Genomic DNA, 16,466 nt, shown 5'->3' with positions numbered 1-16,466 from the left:
TCTGGGATTCAATAGAAATCATCATAAATGTATCACATTTGACCCTGAAAAAACATCGCGAAGGCCGGATTGTTTTTGTGTCATGTCCAGTTTTGTATAATAATTCCAGCTGTAAACGAAGATTGAGAAAATAAGGGGTCAGATGAGGGTCTAAACAGCAGGAGGAAACAGCGATGGCGCGACGGGGAGAAAACATTCGCAAGCGTAAGGACGGTCGGTGGGAAGGCAGGTACATCAAGGCGAGCACTCCGGAGGGGAAGATCCAGTGGGGTTACGTTTACGGAACGGCCTATGCGGGTGCTGATTCAAAGGAAAGCCGAGGCGGGCTTTTACAACCTGAATCGAACTGACCTGACCTTTGAAGCACTGGCCGAGGTATGGCTGCATTCCCTGCGGAACAGTATAAAAGAATCCACCTATGCGCATTATTCGTACACACTGCACAAGTATCTTCTTCCGGTTTTGAGCAAAGTGCCCGTTGCATCCCTTGAGGAAAGCTTTCTGGAGCGGGCCATGCAGCAGATCATCACGCCCACAGATGCGGCACACAGGCCACTGGGAAACTCCTCTGCCCGGGAATGCCTCTCGATGCTGCGACGTATCTGCAAATATGCTACTCATTTACGCCTGATTCGTCCAATGGAGCTGGAAGTTGCGCTACCAAAAGCCATCGACAAAATTTCTGCGCCTCTCTCCCCGGCGGAACAGCAGCGACTTCATCAATATGTACAGGCGAACCCCACGCCTCGCAAAATCGGCTTACTACTGGGGCTGGAATTGGGGCTTCGAATTGGTGAGATCTGCGGCCTGCAATGGGGCGATTCTGACCTGAAACTTGGCACGCTGAAGATCAACCGGACGGTCTGCAGAATTTCCTGTGGAAACGGCCATACAAAGGTGGTCATCCAGACACCCAAAAACCGCACCTCCCGCCGGGAAATTCCACTCCCAAAGCATTTATTATGCCAAAAAGCTGTGCGGAGGCGCCGGAAATGCTGCATGGTTCCTTTCCGGCAGCGAGTCTAAGCCCACCGAACCCCGCTGCTACCGGAAAAGCATCAAAGGAAATCACTCTAATTTCTCCATTACTCAAATGGAAGATACCGCTTTTTAGTATTCCTCTTTTTTTGCAGAAGGGTACACAACTGCTTTATTTTATGCTAAAAGACCCCTGCCTACGCAAAGGCAGAGGTCCGATTTTTTCATAGTCTGGGGAGATAAAACAACTTTCCGATTTCACAGAATGCGCACGGCCTTCCAGATTTTTAACTACCCCCGGTCACCTGTCACCATAAGACCCGAATAAATGGAAATGCAAGAGGCTGCATTCCTTATCCGCCATCAGCACTTCAACAGGAACTTCATCAAAGGCACAACCTCGATCTTAACGTCAGAGTCATTGATGATTTTTTCTTCTTCATACGTCACGATCACATAACGGTGCGTTTCTGTCGTGGTGGCTGCAAATTTTTTCAGATTTCCGACTTCGCGCTCATAGGCATCCCCCTGAATAGAATACGCCACCTGAACGACTTGCCTTGCCGACGGAATATAAAAATCAATGTCGATTCCAGTCTTGGGAGATTTCAGATAAAATACGTCTTGCGGATGGTTCTGCGTCAGATAAACCGCAACCGCATTCTCCAACAGTGACGGCTTCTTATCATCCAAAAACAGGTTCAGCAAACCATTATCACTGAAATAGTACTTCGGGTTGCTTTCCTTCTCTGCAAATCTGGCGTAATAATTCTGAACGCTGAAGATCAGGTAAGCATCCTTTGCATACTGAATGTAGTCGATGATGCTTTCCTTTCCCACTGAAATACCGATGGATTTCAAAATACCATGCAGCTTTGTGTAGGAGATTTCGCTCTTAACAGATTCTGCCAGCTTCTTCATCAGAATTTTGATGGCATAGTCATTCCGAATACCATTCCGTGTAATGATGTCACCGAGAAGAATCTTCTGATAGACGCTGGAAATGTATTCACGCTTTGCCGTGTACTGAATCGCCTCCGGAAAGCCTCCATACTGCAAATATTCCGCGCAATAACTCCGGATGCGTCCATTTGCCTTGGTTTGGAGCAGTGCTCTGGTATCATGGGGAACATTCTGTGCAGTCAGGTATTCGTCAAAGTCATACGGAGTAACGTATTTCGTCAGATAGCGTCCGCCCAGTGTTGTAGAGATTTCTCGGCTTAACATGCTGGCATTACTTCTCGTCACATAGACGTGCTCCTTGGCATCTGCCATCCGACGGCAGAACTTTTCCCATCCCGGAACGATCTGAATCTCATCGAAAAAGAAGTAACCCCGTTCTGCGCTCAGTTCGCTTTGCACAGAGAGAATGTCATTAAAATCCTCTTTCTGGAACTCAGAGAGCCGCTCATCCTCAAAGTTGATGTAAATAATCTGTTCCCACGTAACTCCCTTTGCAACCAGGTCCTGTACAATTTTGAACAGCAATGTGGACTTTCCAGCCCGGCGCAGTCCAACCAGAACATAGTTGGCATTCGGTTCAAAGCTATACGATGGACGGGCTACAATGTCAGCATTTTGGATCAGTTCGTGCTGATCGTAGATAATATTCTTCAGCAGATCGTGGTTCATAGCAGTTCCTCCCTCCGCTCGTGTTGTCTATTATATAAGACATTATATCACATTCCTTGTTCTACATGTAAGACAAAAAAAGATTTTTTGCGTCATTTTTTGTCGTGTATTATATTATTTATATTACAAATTCTGACGCATCTCAATCAATTTCCAATACATTGTCTGATAATTTTCGCCGCGCCTTCTATCTCTGTCACTCACAATTTTGACTTCATACCCTTGAAGCCAGTCATTCAATTTCACTTGTCCTGGCATTCTATCGTAATAGCGTTCAATATATCCAAACTTTATAATTTCTGCTGTCATTTCTTCTGGATTCATCGGTTGATTCAAATGCGCATAGAGCCACTCTTCCAGATCCTTAAACCGATACGCTTTGATTGGCTGGTGCAGGTCGAACATCGCATACTTCATAAAAGCCTCCGGGTAGCTTTTCATCCCCATAATGTCATACAGCATCTCGAGATCATTCTTCACCTGCCTGACACCAAGCGGGTTCAGATGGTATCCTGTCACCACATTATGTTCCAGTATTTTGCTCTTATCGATGCGCTTCTGGATTACTTCCGGGGTGTCACTGTGCAGATACTTGTCAAATTCTTCTTCGCCTGCTATATACGCCTGTGCCGGTTGATATTTTGTCAGCAGCATATTTCGAAACTTTTTCAGGCCGCTGTTTGTGCCCCAGTACCAGTCAAGGCCATAATCCCGAAAGTAAACAGTGCAGGTATCGTCCGCATTCAAAGTTCTCTTGCGTCCAAGGGACTGAGCTATTTCGAGAGGATGCCACTGATCAATAAAAATGTGCTTCACCGTACGGTCTTTGATGCCGATACCCACCCCCATAGCCTTTGTCGTGAACAGAATATCTTTCAGCTGCCGACCATCTTTTACACAACATGATAAATCACTGTATTTCTTCTGATATCTTTCGTTGTAAGGTGAACAGTAATACTCGGCGGCATCCCCGAAGATTTTCTCCATCTCCACCAGATCGTCGCCCATTTCCACGAACACAATAGCCTTTTCACCCGCCGGGAGGTTCTTCAGGATCGCCACCAGATTATAACGAGCGTAGAAATAGGCTGCCTTGACATGTTCATAGCTCTGGGGCAGCCTGTAAATATGTTGTTCAGGTGAAGTTGGACCTCCTTGTTCCTCTATAAGCTTCCATGTATCCTGCCCTGTTGCGCTCATGTAGACGACGGTATGGTCTTTTTCTGCTACCAGAATCGCTTCCAGTGAATAGTGGGTGTTGATATTGAACGAGGAAAACTCGGACCAATAGTGACACTCATCCGTCACAATGATCCTGTGATGCGCCAGTAGTTCTGCCAATTCTTTTTGATCCTTTTCATCGCCCCGGCAGAGCTTTTCCATATGCTGGTAAGTTTCGATTGTCAGGACATCCTTGTACAGGTCCCATTCATTCACCATCTCTGATCCAAAAGCAGCTAAGGCTTCCTCTTTGCGCCGACTTCTTAGCTCCTCTTTTAGAATCGTCAGCGAGCAGAGGTACAGAATGCGATTGCTGTTGTCCCCATGCAGCATCTGTTCCACTGCCCAGCCAGCCATCTTCCGGATAATAAACTCGCTCTTGCCACAGCCCGTTCCCATATCCAGTATAACCCTTCCGTTCCCCCAATGCCGAAATTCATTACCGATCAGCTCAGATGCATATGACCATCGCATAGTTTCCGCCGGGATCAATTCCAACTGCTGTTTTGGAACGACCTCCGGCTTGTTCTGTTCGGACTCCGCGTTCAGCCGCTCCAGTTCTTTATTCACGGCCTTAGCTTGTTCCGCCTGCTCCTTCTGCTCTTCTTCAGTCAGTGGCTCTTCCTCGCATTTACGCTGATATTCCTCATATTCGCAAGTTCCATTCTGTTCATCCAAAAGCTTCAGGAAAAAGCCTCCAAATGGCATTCTTGTCTTCATATTGTAGTGCCTCCTCTATATAATAAAAAAGCACATAGCCCAGCCGCTCTGCCAGACCATGTGCGGGGTACAATCATTTCTTGATAAATATCCCTGTATCTGTTAAAATAGAGGTAGGAAACTGTCTGGACAACATTATCCCACCTCTATCGCCGCTCTGCCTGTCGCAATCAGGCAAAGCGGCTTTTATTTTGGGGTCAAAAGGGCCACTCATCTTCCATATCGTCGGATTCATAAACCCACTCCAGCTTATCCTTATCATCCATCTCCTCCAAATCCAGATCTTCATGTGGGCAAAACCATATTCCCGAAAAGTTCCTGCCCATGAAATCACAGTACGAATCCCATGCCTCTTCATCATTGTACGTGGACAGCCTATCAATCGTATCAAGTGCCGCCAACAAATGATCTCGTCCGCTATCCTCGTCCAGTCCGATTGCCTCCAGTTCTTCTTGACCCATCTGCTCGATATACCCTTTTACGATTCTCGTGTATGCAGGAACCCTAGACCGTTCCGGTTCTTCATCCAGGGACTCATTTTCACACAAAGGCATCTCTTCATCGCATGATCTGCATCTAATCAGAAGCACGGCTTCGCCATCGTCATTTATTCCTGGTACAAGGAACACTTCCGTATCTGCCTCTTGCTCTGGTTTATCACCCAACCGCAAGGTCACACCTTCACAAAGCGGCCTGTTGCCAACAAGGGGTTTGATGCACTCGTTATACACCAAAGCTTTTCCTTCCAATGTATTTTGCAGCGCCCACCGAGCATTCATTTCATTCTTAGGGCCAGATGTGCTGATAGTCATCGTATTATTATAGTTGTATTCCATAGTAACTCTCCTTTACAATTGCCTTTTCTATCATCACTTGCTCCATAACAGATTCCATCTGGACGGCTTACGGTGTTCAGCTTCAAGGGGAAGTTTCACTCCCGGAAAATTGGTATCCATAAAGTCCCAGAATTCTTCTTCTGCCGCTTCCTCACTGTAATCTGCCAGCATATCGATCATTTCGATTCCCAAACCAAGCCGATTCTTGCCTTCTTTTTTATTGTGCCCCATCAACATCAACTCGTTGTCTGTCAGGTTCCAGATAAATTGGTACATTACGGCGATATAGTCACGCAGCGTATAGTGCTCCTTGGCTGGTTCAATTCCAAGTTCCATCGTATACGCCGGTTCATCCGCTTCTTGCTGTTCCTCATTCGCTGTAGTGCAGCAAATTTCCAGCGCGGGTGTACCGTCCACATCCAGCGCCGGTGTAACATACAAATCCGTCCCTTCGCTCAGCATCAGCCGGAAGCCCTTGCTCACCGTAGAATCCGCTTCGCTGGGACAGAGGCACCCACCTAAGAATGTTGTCTTTCCGGACAGAGCGCTATTCAGAATGAATGCCGCCTCCTGCTCTTCCTCGGGAGTTTCAGCATGAACCTCCACACCGTCCATATTGCCAAAATACACATCTAACATAATCGTACTCCTTTATCATTTCGTTGCCCCACAAGGGCGATATTTTCAAAGTCAGCTATACTCCCGGCGGAGCACGTCCTTTACCCTACATTCCACTCATCCTACAATATCCTCCTGAATATAACCCCAGCAGTTAGTTTTAACTAATTTCAAGTGGTAAACTTTAAAGACCTCATGCATGAGCTTTTTCCCGAATCTTGATGACACCTTCCAGCGCATCGGCAGCAGCTGCATCAGCACTTTGGATGGCTGACGCATAGAAGTTCAAGGTCGTGGATGTTTGTGCATGGCCCAACCGACCCGAAACCGTTGTGATTGGTACATGAGCCGCAATCAGCAAGCTGGCGTTGGTATGACGCAGGCTGTGGAAGTGGACTGCGGGGAGACCGTGCTCTTCCAAAAAACGCGGAAACCATGTTGAGACCGTTTCCGGGTCCAGCGGTTCCCCATTCCATCTGGTAAAGAGCATGTCATTGTCTACGACCTTGCCATTTTCAATCGTCACTTTCCGTGCCCACTTGGACCCGATTCGAAGCCTCTCCTGAATTTGGTGCTGTCGGTACTCCTTCAGAAGTTCCAGGCAGTCTGCGCCGATGCGGATGCACCGCCGGGAACGCTTGGTCTTGGGTGATGTGAATACGATTCCTTCTGCGGGGATGAACTGCACCGTCCGTTTAATGGACAATGTCCCCTTTTCGAAATCGATGTCCGACCAGCGCAATCCGCAGATTTCGCCTCTTCTGGCACCCGTCAGCAAGGCCAGCTGTGTGATCACACTAAAATGTACCGGTGCACCAGCAAGCGCCTCCAAAAGCCTGGCGATGTCCTCTTCGTCCAGCGTCTCCACATAAATTTCTGAAGCTTTCGGACGTTCTGCTCGTGCGCAGGGATTTTCGTTGATCAGCCCCCACTGAACCCCTTTCCGGAATACACTGGACAGCATGGCGTGATAGTGCAGGACGCTGTTGCTGTTCAGTTTTCCACCTTTTTTCGGGTGCTCGTTGAAAGCTCTGGAAACAGCCAGTCCCACTGCGGCAGATACCTTTTCGGCAGTTCGTTTGCTGACACCCTTGCCCGCATAGACCATCCTCATTGTATCCTGACCCACTCCGGCTTCTTTTGCCAGTGCTCCACGTGTTCCATGCGGCAGCAACTTGAGCAGAGCAGCAGTCGCCGTAAAAGAACTGTCCTGCCGGATGCCCTTCTCTTCGAGATTATCGTAGAACGCCATCAGGTGCGCTGGTTTTATTTTGGACACCTTCAGGTGCCCCAGACCGGCGGTGATCCTTGGTCTCATCCTTTTATAATCGTACAAGGTCTTGGGCTTGAGATGCTTGTTGGCGTACTCCTCAAACCACCGGTCAATGAGATCGTCCAGCAGCATATCCGAGTCCAGTGCCATGCCGTTCGTGACTTGCTGTTCAAACCGCATCGCCTGCTCCTGTACCCACTTTTCAACCTTCTTTCCGCTCATTCCCGGCGGTGGGACCACGGTCTTGCACCTCGTGATGACCTTGTCTGACTGAGTTCGGCCACTGTACACCCGGATGGTATAGGAAACTGTCCCATCCTTCTTCTCTCGTCTCGTAACCTGAGCCACGAGAATCCCCCTCCTTCCTTATTAAGAAATGATGCGGCGGACTCCGTTGACGACCTGCGGTTCCTGTTCGACCGGATCACCCTGCGTAAAGTACTCTGCCAGCGTGTCCACGTTGACCAGCCACTTGCGCGATGATATAATGGTATAGCGAATTTTACCTATCCGGCAAAGTTTGCGGACGTAAGCGGGTGAAACCCCAAACCGAGCTGCGGCTTCTTTCACCGTAGCCATGGTGGGGTAGTGGATGGGGTACTCGATTGTGTTCGTCATGGTTTTGAACCTCCCGTTTTATTAAAGGTATGCATCAGGGGCCGAACAGCGGTGATTGAGACCGCAGCTGTCCGACCAGATTGCTTCCTTCGATATCATTGTAGCACAGGTCCGTTTTGTCGTCAAGTTGCAATTTCATTAAATTCAAAAAGATTTTCCGGTATGATTTTGGCCTTAAAAATGTAAGCAAATATCAGAATCATACCGTTTTACATTTAGTTTTATCTTCAGGGGGAGAAACAACGATGAGTAATGGGGAGTTAATCCGGCAAGCAAGAAAGAGAAAGAACTGGACCCAGGGAGATCTTGCGAAGGCTCTTGGAATCACCCACGTCAATGTTGCGCAGTGGGAAAATGGCACAAGAAATCCAAAAACAGAGACCCTTGAACGGATAGCCGAGGCCCTGGACATAGACCCTCTCGATTTAATGGATGGAAACGAGAGACTGTCCTATATCGAACAGTTTGGGTCTACAGCAAATAGGATACAAAATGCCATAAAGGAGCTACTGGAAATTTTACAGGTCAAGAAAGAAGATGCTGAGTTCTGCGGTGGATTTGTAACATCCACATGTAAAAGGAAATGGACTTTGGACGCTTTGGATGAAATCGCTCCAAAAAACCATGTTTCTAAAGAGCAATTACGTGCGGAACTTGGACTAGATAACAACCGTATAGATTTTAATGACAAAGAAGATTGGTCTCAGCAAGAAAAAATCGTACAAGAGATTGGTCATATTTTGAAAAAGATGAACGCTACAGGTCAAACTGCAGTCCTCCGTCATGCTAATGAACTGTCTAAAATCCCAGACTACCAAAAAAAGGAGCACTGACCACCATAAGGCCACCGTGTTCCATCACAATTTTTGTTCCAAATTTCACTTTTCACCGGCCTGATTTTATTTGATGGTTCGTTCATTGTCCACGGCTCTTGCTCTCACATTTTTGTATCTGTCGCAAAAATGTCGCAAAATCCGGCCAGAAAAGTTCAATAAAGCAAAAAGAAAAGCCACGATTCAAACCGTCTTTTGAACGATGAATCATGGCTTTTTCTTTGGTGCGCTCGAGGGAACTCGAATCCCTGGCCCTCTGATTAAAAGTCAGATGCTCTACCGGCTGAGCTACGAGCGCATACATTATAAAGCGCAGTATAACACGATACTGCCGAATAATATTACCATACTCCCGGGCAAAAAGCAAGCTTTCTGCACAAAAAACTTTCCCAAAGCCGTCATCGGGCAGATTTTGCCACGAACTGCCCCTTTACAAACCGGGCAAGAACCAGTACAATCAAAGCAGTTCATTACAAAACTGCAACCGACCTGCCGGGCGCACTTCCGCGCCGGGCAAGCCGATCCGATAGGAGGGCTTTTTCCATGAAAATTTCTCGACGGTCCGTACTTCGCTATTCCGGGCTGACGGCGGCGCTGCTGGCGCTCACTGGCTGCTCTGCAAGCCCCGGCAGTGCCATTCTGGGCGGTGACCTGCCCGACTGGATGAAGAGCCTGTTCTGCGGCTCGGCGGCATCCTCTTCTGCTTCTTCTGAGGCCGCTGCATCCTCTGTGGTCGCAGCCAGTGAGGCCGCAGCTGGTGAGGCAGCCGCCTCCTCGGCAGCGTCCAGCGAAGCCGCAAGCTCTGCGTTCAGCCTTCTGCCTGCCTACGACGCTGACCCTCTGACCGGCGAAGCCCGCAAGAGCACCGGCCGGATGGTGGGTGTGATGGTCAACAACATCGCCAACTCCGAAAAGCAGAACGCACGCCCCCAGCGCGGCATCGGCTCGGCAGACCTGCTCATCGAGAGCAAGGTGGAGGGCGGCATCACCCGCCTGTGTGCCGTGTTCCGGGATGCGGACACCATCCCGGAGGTCGGGCCGCTGCGCTCTGGCCGCGACCAGTTCCTGCAGCTGCTCATGCCCCATCAGGCCCTCTATTACCACGATGGCGAGAGCATTTTCTGCACCCAGTTCATCAATGTATACGATTACTCCGGCCTGAACATCGGCGGCAAGAGTTACTTCAACACACCAGTCCACCCCCACGTTGCCCACCGTGACAACCGCGGCCGCAATGTAGCCTACGAACATACCGAGTTCACCTCCGGCAAGGAGATCAAACAGGCAGCCGGTAATGCCGGCATCGGCCTGACCTACGCCAACGAAACGCCTTTCTTCCACTTTGCCGACTACCGCACCGCAGCCTCCAATGACCTTCCCGGTGCCCCTGCGGCCAAATCCATCAGCATCACCCACTCCGAGAGCTACAGGACCCGTCTGACCTACAACAGCTGGGGCCGCAGCTACAAGCTGGAAATGTACAACCGCTCCAAAAAAGCCTATGAGAACACGGTGGACGAGCTGACCGGGAAGCAGCTGACCTTTGACAACGTGGTGGTCTGCTTTGCCGATATCGCCGCCTATGCGGGCGATTCTCACGATGTCCAGTCGGTCAACTATGTGGCCGGTGGGCAGGCGTACCTCTTCACACGGGGCGGCGTGCAGGTGGGCCGCTGGGAGAAGCCGCATCCCACCCATCCGCTCAAGCTCTACACCGAAACCGGCGAGGAGATGACCCTGAACCGGGGCAAGACCTATCTGGCACTGGTGGACAATGATGAGTGGAGCAATTTCAGCTACTAAATCACTCGCCCTCCGGGGCAGAAGAGGGAAACCGATGAAACGCTTTTGGATGCGCGCTTTGCTCTGTTTTGTGCTCAGCGCCGCACTGCTGACAGGCTGTGCGCTCAGCCCCAGCTCCCAGCCCGCTGAAAGTCCCACTGACCCGCTCACTGGGCAGGAACTTGTCTGGCCGGGCCAGCGGCCGGTCGCCATCACCATTGACAACGCGGCCGCCAGCACCACTCAGTGGGGGCTTTCCACAGCCTCGCTGGTGCTGGAAGCCCTGACCGCACAGCAGCAGGCCACCCGGCTCTGCCTGGTCTACCCTGCCGTGGGGGCCGTGCCGCAGGTCGGGCCTGTCTCTGCCGGGCAGGACCTCTACTGGCGGCTGCTGGTGGGCCAGCAGGTACTGCCGGTGCAGCGGGGCGGCGGACAGTTTGACCAGAACTACCTTGATTACTACTCTCTGCGCGCGGTAGACGCACTGGAGGTGGGTACCAATGCCTTTTCCTGTGAGACCAATTGGCAGAATGTCCCGCTGTGGCATACCAGCGGTGCAGCACTTTCGGGTGTGCTGGGCAGCCTGAACATCTCCCCGGCCCTGACAGAATCCCGCGTCACGGACACCTCTTCCAGCGGCTCCGACAGCGAGAGCGGAACCCTCCTCTCCGTGCCCAATCTGCTGCCCATGCAGGAAAACGGCAAGCTGCCCGATGCAGATGCTTCGGACGCAATGAGTGTCCGGGTCCAGTTTGACGCACAGAACGCCACCGGCTTCTCCTACGATGCCGACAGCAAGACCTACCGGATGCTCCACGCAGACGGCACACCGCAGCTGGATGCCAACAACGGCCAGCAAACAGATTTCGACAACCTGCTCATCCTGTTCAGTGCATCCACCCTGCGTGACGATGGTGTGACGCTGGATTACGATCTGACCATGGGCGGCGGTGTCTGGCTCAACGAGGGCCACCTGTGGAACATCACCTGGACGCAGGGCAGCGAGACCACCTTCTTCCTGTATGATTCCAACGGCCGCCCCCTGACCCTGACGGCAGGCCGCAGCTATCTGGCGCTGGTGTCCAGCCTGACCGGGCAGGAGCTCACTGTGCAGAACTCCACCGGGGAAAGCCTGTTATAAGCAAAAGAGACGGTCCTGCAATCCGATGCAGAACCGTCTCTTTTTACGCTATGCTATTTACAGATCGACCACGCTGCCCACCTCGGCAAGGGTGGCAGGCACCGCGCCCAGATGGACTTCATCGGCATCCCGGCGCACCACAAAATGGACGGTCTGGCCTGCGGCAAAGTCAGGCTGATAGATCAGCTCCAGCGTCTGCCAGTCCGCCGGGGTCTCGCAGAAGCAGTGGAGCATCGCCCCGCGCCCTGCGGAAAGATTCAGGGTAAAGGCAGAGGCATCTGCCGCATTCTCACCGTAGAGGGGAGCTGCAAAGCTGCCCACCCGCACCTGTCTGCCGTCACACAGGGCAGTCAGGCCGGTGCCCAGGCTGTACAGGGCGTTCCTGCTGTCCAGCCCGCGGCTCTGCAGGTAGCTGGCACCCACAGCCAGCGGCCGGGCCGAGAGGTTCTCCACCGACAGATAGACCAGCGTGCTGTCCAGCTCCGGGGCCGGTGCATAGCCCAGCAGCTCCACTGCCGCCTTGCCGTCCAGCAGAGCAGGTTCGCCCTCATAGCAGGGGGCCAGAGCCGCGCCCGAAACACCTGTGAGCAGAGCTGCAGCCAGACTGACTGCACCGGAACCGGCATATTTCAGGAACGAGCGGCGGGACAGGGATTGTGACATCGGGGATTCCTCCTAACGGGAAAATAAGTTCTCTTTATACAATAGTAAATTCCTGGCTTTCTGTCAAGAGATTTGCCCGGAATTTTACCTGTTCTTCCGCGTTTTTACGTGTTTTGGATATTTTCAGAGCGGCGCGGCAAAGATTCTTACTCAAACGCCTCGTTTTCCTCGGCTTCTGCCTGCCCGCGCAGGGTATCGGCGTAGCCAAAGGGGACGATGTCGATGGCCTCCACCAGGCGGTCGCGCATCCAGAGCTGCACGTCGGTCTGGACGGTATAGCCGCAGCCGGGGTCGGCCATCCACTGTTCCGGGTGGCGGGAGGGCAGCGCGCGCTGGCTCAGCATACTCATGATCACGCCGCCATGGGTCACGCAGGCAGCCTCGGTCACATCCATCCGGATCATATACTCAAACAGCTTGAGCAGGGTCTCGGCGCAGCGGGCGTGGAACTGCTCGGTGGGCTCTGCTCCCTCGGGCACAAAGCCGGAGCCGGGGGTGATCCACTTCTTGAAATCCTCTTCCTTGACCAGATCCTTCACGGGGCGGTTCTCAAACACGCCAAAGCCCGCTTCCCGCAGATCGTGCACTGTGAACTGGTGGCCTGCATTGGGGAACAGAATGTTCGCTGTCTCCACAGCGCGCACCAGCGGGGAGGAGAACACCGTGTCCACCTGCGGATACTCGAACCGCTCCTTCAGCTCCTTCAGCTGGGCGCGTCCCTCATCACACAGGGGGATGTCCGTACCGCTGCCGATGTACAGGCCCTGCAGATTACCGGCCGTCATGCCGTGGCGGATGAGATGAAGTTTGAACGTTTTCATGGAAAAACACCTCTATCTGGCAAAGAGTTCCTCTTTGCTGTAAAATTTCGCACCGGCAGTGGGCATCCTGCCCGGGCCGTGCGCCACAAAATATGCGTTGATTATCTTTAGTTTAGCATAGATATGGTATCCGGGGCAAGCCTTTTGACAAAAATGACGAAAAATGACGAGAATTTCCGTTACTTTTCTTGCTTTACTTTTGGTTTTCCACTGTGTATAATCAACATGTTGTAAACCAAAACTCAAAGAAGTTCAATTTCCACTACTGAGGAGTCCAAAATCATGGAATTCAACCGTATCATCAAGCTGCTGCGCAAGGAGCGCGGCATCACCCAGAAGCAGGCCGCGGAGGACCTTGGGGTGTCCCAGGCACTGCTCTCCCACTACGAAAAGGGCATCCGCGAGTGCGGTCTGGACTTTGTTGTCCGGGTAGCGGATTACTATAATGTGTCCTGCGATTACCTGCTGGGCCGCTCGGCTGAGCGCAACGGCATGATGCTGAACGCCGATGACCTGCCCAACCCCGATAAGATGAAGGACAACGTCTACCATGGCAGCGTTCTGCCCACCATGAACAAAAAGCTGATCTCCAACAGCCTGAACGTGCTGTACGCCAAGATCGCCGAGTGCCACAGCAAGGCCCTGACCACCGAGGTCAGCACCTACCTGATGATGGCCGTGGCCAAGATGTTCCGCCTGCTCTACTCCGCCGAGCCCCACAACGCCCAGAGCCTGTTCAGCGTGGAGGCCCGCCGCTGGCCCGGCTACTCCGATGCCGTGATGCGGATGAGCGAGAGCAACGTGGAGGACCTGCTGGCCGGTGAGGACCTGAACGGTGCCGAGGGCGTGAAAGACCCCTCCTGCCTTGCCATGACCACCGAGAGCCTGACCCGGGAATACCCGCTGTACACCCCCAGCCTGCTGAATCTGGTCAAGACCAGCGAGACCCATGTGCGCGGCCTGGACCCCAACCAGTGAGCTTCTGTGTGAAACTCCTGTTAATTCTGTGCCCAGGGCCTTGCAATTTCCGGTAAAAAATGCTATAAACGAATCAGCGAAGAAAAAGATTTCTGCCATTGATTAAGGAGGCAAGCTTTATGTCGAACAAGATTTCCCGCCGCACCTTCCTCAAGATCACCGGTGCTTCTGCCGCTGCTCTGGGCGCTGCTGCTGTGCTGGGCGGCTGCCAGGCCGGCGATAACTCTTCCATCGAGGTCAAGGTCGGCGATAAGATCAGCAACTGGAACAATCTGGCGGTCCAGCTGACCAGCGTCTTTACTCTGGCAAGTGCCCCCGATGCCGAGGGTTATGAGTACATTGCCATGCTGATCACCTCTGCAAACCGTTCCAGCCGCGACACCTTTGCCATCGGCGCACAGAACATTCAGGAGATCGGTGAGGCCTATCCTCTGGATACCCCGGAGCAGATCGCAGCCAACACTGCCGGTTACTTCCATGCTCTGTCCGCTTCCACCACCGACTTCTCCTTCACCTGCGACGGTCAGGCAGCCGAGGGCGGCGCTTATGTCCAGCTGTACGACAGCACCACCGAGAGCTTTACCACGGCCTCTGCCATTCCCCCGCAGGGTGCAGGCTACATTGAGCTGGTCTGCATGGTGCCCACCACCTGGCAGCAGATCGGTGTGACCTACACCCCGACCTTTGTTTCCGGCAAGACTCTGAACTTTACCATCAACGCCTCTGACCTGACCAAAGCCTGATCGATCCGGACGAAATTTCGTATGATTTGCACGGCGGCGGTGGGAAATTTTCACAAAAGATTTGTGAAAACCATTGACATTCGCCCCCGTTTCGCCTATTGTATAGGCAGAGCCTTTTGGCATTTCGTGCGCTTTGCACATTATAAGGAGGAACGATTATGTCGTTAGCATTTTCTCGCCGCTCTTTCCTGAAATACTCCGCTGTTGCAGCTGTGGCCGTTGCGGGTGCCAGCCTCTTCTCCGGCTGTGATCAGACCGATACCAAGAACCTGTACTGCGATGGTGCCGGTTCCATCACTGTTCTGCAGATCAATGCTGTTCTGGGCACCTATGATAATGATGCCAAGAAGTACAAGGACATTGACCTGACCGGCGCTTCGATTTCCTTCCCCTTCCAGATCACCGTTGGCCGCACCAACAATCTGCCCATCCAGCCCAGCAACTTCAAGGCGATCGTCTACGGTAAGGACGGCAAGCAAAAGGCAAAGTATGTTGGTGGAACCAGCAGCCAGCTTTTGATCGATGCTTCCCTGCTGGACACCAACCTGGCAAACAGCGTTACCAACTCCGGCAAGATTACGCTCAATGCCTCTCTGGATGAGGGCGAAAAGCTGGTCTTTACCTACTGCCCCGACCTGCAGTATGCCGAGTATTCCATGAACTGGGTTCTGGCTCGTGCCGCAAGCGCCAGCTCCGGTTCCACCTCCAGCAAGTAATCTCCCCAACGTACATCCTAAGCCGTCCGGGAAAGCCGGGCGGCTTTTTTGCGCCGTCGTATTGGCAAAGTATCTCAATTTTTCTTTAAATTTTCAGCAATTCTGTATCTTGTGCACACCCGCATTTTCTGATACCATAGATTCATGGAAAAGAATGGGAGCGCAGCGGCAGGGGCCGCCGCGCTGTTTGTGTTTCCGCTCAAAAAGGCCATGGGCCGTAGTTTGACAGAACAGGAGTGTTGCAGTTATGATCAACATGGTAAAGCTTCCCACCAACAAGAGCAATCTGTTCCTGCGTGTGGCAAAGGGCCATTTCGCAACCAGCCACAGCCACATCAATTACTATATCGATGTCACCACCCAGAAGTCCCGCCTTTCCGAGGCAAAGGCCGTGGCAAAAGAGCTGGTGGCTGCCTACCAGCACAACACCATCGTGGATACTGTCCTCTGCCTGGACGGCACACAGGTCATCGGCACCTGCCTTGCCAACGAGCTGACCAAGGACGGCTTTGCCAACATGAACGCCCACCAGACCATCTATGTCATCACCCCGGAGTACACCACCGGCAGCCAGATCATCCTGCGCGACAATCTGGCCCCCATGGTCAAGGGCAAGCATGTGCTGATCCTGGCTGCTTCCATCACCACCGGCTATACCGTGCAGGCTGCGATCGAGGCAGTCAACTACTACGGCGGCACCGTGGCGGGCCTGAGCGCCATCTTCGCCACCGCCACCGAGTGCCTGGGCATCCCGGTCACCTCTATTTTTGACCCCTCCAACCTGCCCGATTATGCCAGCTTCGATTCCCGCGAGTGCCCCATGTGCAAGGCGGGCCAGCATATCGATGCACTGGTCAACAGCTTCGGCTATTCGGCACTGTAAGCCCCCTTGC

At 52.4% G+C, this 16,466-nt stretch carries 17 protein-coding genes and 1 tRNA gene; 8 read left to right on the top strand and 10 right to left on the bottom strand.

From position 1 onward, the window contains the following. The first annotated feature begins 291 nt into the window (after positions 1-291). The gene (locus tag MTP42_RS02435) at positions 292-1,026 is read left to right on the top strand and encodes a tyrosine-type recombinase/integrase (protein WP_249257878.1); all 735 of its coding nucleotides are present in this window, start codon (positions 292-294) and stop codon (positions 1,024-1,026) included. Between the two features lie 315 nt (positions 1,027-1,341). On the opposite strand, the gene MTP42_RS02430 is transcribed toward MTP42_RS02435, so the two are convergent. From MTP42_RS02430 to MTP42_RS02405, 6 genes are all read right to left on the bottom strand, one after another. Further along, entirely contained in the window at positions 1,342-2,610 is a 1,269-nt protein-coding gene (locus tag MTP42_RS02430; RefSeq protein WP_156067513.1) for an ATP-binding protein, read from the bottom strand. A 123-nt stretch (positions 2,611-2,733) separates the two neighbouring features. Further along, positions 2,734-4,551 carry a DEAD/DEAH box helicase family protein gene (locus MTP42_RS02425; RefSeq protein ID WP_249257877.1) on the bottom strand — a complete coding sequence of 606 codons (1,818 nt, stop codon included), beginning with the start codon at positions 4,549-4,551 and terminating at the stop codon, positions 2,734-2,736. Between the two features lie 197 nt (positions 4,552-4,748). Then, a complete protein-coding gene (locus MTP42_RS02420) occupies positions 4,749-5,387 on the bottom strand; it encodes a hypothetical protein (RefSeq protein ID WP_249257876.1) in 639 nt (212 codons plus the stop codon). A gap of 33 nt (positions 5,388-5,420) precedes the next feature. Beyond that, the gene (locus tag MTP42_RS02415; RefSeq protein ID WP_249257875.1) at positions 5,421-6,026 is read right to left on the bottom strand and encodes a hypothetical protein; all 606 of its coding nucleotides are present in this window, start codon (positions 6,024-6,026) and stop codon (positions 5,421-5,423) included. Positions 6,027-6,198: 172 nt separating this feature from the next. Further along, complete coding sequence (locus MTP42_RS02410) at positions 6,199-7,500, bottom strand: site-specific integrase (RefSeq protein WP_249257874.1); 1,302 nt, start codon at positions 7,498-7,500, stop codon at positions 6,199-6,201. A gap of 147 nt (positions 7,501-7,647) precedes the next feature. Continuing rightward, complete coding sequence (locus MTP42_RS02405) at positions 7,648-7,896, bottom strand: helix-turn-helix domain-containing protein (RefSeq protein WP_249257873.1); 249 nt, start codon at positions 7,894-7,896, stop codon at positions 7,648-7,650. 245 nt (positions 7,897-8,141) lie between these two features. Here MTP42_RS02405 and MTP42_RS02400 point away from each other — a divergent pair, with 245 nt between their 5' ends. After that, positions 8,142-8,729, top strand: a complete 588-nt coding sequence (locus tag MTP42_RS02400; RefSeq protein WP_249257872.1) for a helix-turn-helix domain-containing protein — start codon at positions 8,142-8,144, stop codon at positions 8,727-8,729. 82 nt (positions 8,730-8,811) lie between these two features. On the opposite strand, the gene MTP42_RS14595 is transcribed toward MTP42_RS02400, so the two are convergent. Together MTP42_RS14595 and MTP42_RS02395 are read right to left on the bottom strand one after the other, a co-directional pair. Beyond that, positions 8,812-8,940, bottom strand: coding sequence for a hypothetical protein (locus tag MTP42_RS14595; RefSeq protein ID WP_256466575.1), 129 nt, complete (start codon positions 8,938-8,940; stop codon positions 8,812-8,814). Positions 8,941-8,951: 11 nt separating this feature from the next. Next, positions 8,952-9,027: transfer RNA gene (locus tag MTP42_RS02395), tRNA-Lys, on the bottom strand. Between the two features lie 245 nt (positions 9,028-9,272). Here MTP42_RS02395 and MTP42_RS02390 point away from each other — a divergent pair. Both MTP42_RS02390 and MTP42_RS02385 read left to right on the top strand, forming a co-directional pair. Next, the gene (locus MTP42_RS02390; RefSeq protein ID WP_207684412.1) at positions 9,273-10,532 is read left to right on the top strand and encodes a DUF3048 domain-containing protein; all 1,260 of its coding nucleotides are present in this window, start codon (positions 9,273-9,275) and stop codon (positions 10,530-10,532) included. 34 nt (positions 10,533-10,566) lie between these two features. Then, positions 10,567-11,652, top strand: coding sequence for a DUF3048 domain-containing protein (locus tag MTP42_RS02385; protein WP_249257871.1), 1,086 nt, complete (start codon positions 10,567-10,569; stop codon positions 11,650-11,652). Between the two features lie 57 nt (positions 11,653-11,709). Here the strand turns inward: MTP42_RS02385 and MTP42_RS02380 are convergent, their stop codons facing one another. Both MTP42_RS02380 and MTP42_RS02375 read right to left on the bottom strand, forming a co-directional pair. Next, complete coding sequence (locus MTP42_RS02380) at positions 11,710-12,315, bottom strand: twin-arginine translocation signal domain-containing protein (RefSeq protein ID WP_097770080.1); 606 nt, start codon at positions 12,313-12,315, stop codon at positions 11,710-11,712. Positions 12,316-12,461: 146 nt separating this feature from the next. Beyond that, positions 12,462-13,136, bottom strand: a complete 675-nt coding sequence (locus MTP42_RS02375) for a histidine phosphatase family protein (protein ID WP_005929611.1) — start codon at positions 13,134-13,136, stop codon at positions 12,462-12,464. Between the two features lie 282 nt (positions 13,137-13,418). Between MTP42_RS02375 and MTP42_RS02370 the strand changes: the two genes are divergently transcribed. From MTP42_RS02370 to MTP42_RS02355, 4 genes are all read left to right on the top strand, one after another. Continuing rightward, positions 13,419-14,114, top strand: coding sequence for a helix-turn-helix domain-containing protein (locus MTP42_RS02370; protein WP_005929618.1), 696 nt, complete (start codon positions 13,419-13,421; stop codon positions 14,112-14,114). Positions 14,115-14,233: 119 nt separating this feature from the next. Beyond that, complete coding sequence (locus MTP42_RS02365) at positions 14,234-14,857, top strand: Tat pathway signal sequence (RefSeq protein ID WP_249257870.1); 624 nt, start codon at positions 14,234-14,236, stop codon at positions 14,855-14,857. 158 nt (positions 14,858-15,015) lie between these two features. Then, positions 15,016-15,573 carry a twin-arginine translocation signal domain-containing protein gene (locus tag MTP42_RS02360; protein WP_249257869.1) on the top strand — a complete coding sequence of 186 codons (558 nt, stop codon included), beginning with the start codon at positions 15,016-15,018 and terminating at the stop codon, positions 15,571-15,573. 247 nt (positions 15,574-15,820) lie between these two features. Beyond that, positions 15,821-16,456, top strand: a complete 636-nt coding sequence (locus MTP42_RS02355) for an orotate phosphoribosyltransferase (protein ID WP_156068354.1) — start codon at positions 15,821-15,823, stop codon at positions 16,454-16,456. Positions 16,457-16,466: the final 10 nt, after the last annotated feature.

The sequence above is a fragment of the Faecalibacterium sp. I2-3-92 genome (genome assembly GCF_023347315.1).
Classification (GTDB): domain Bacteria; phylum Bacillota; class Clostridia; order Oscillospirales; family Ruminococcaceae; genus Faecalibacterium; species Faecalibacterium duncaniae.
This window is presented reverse-complemented; position numbering and strand designations above follow the sequence as displayed.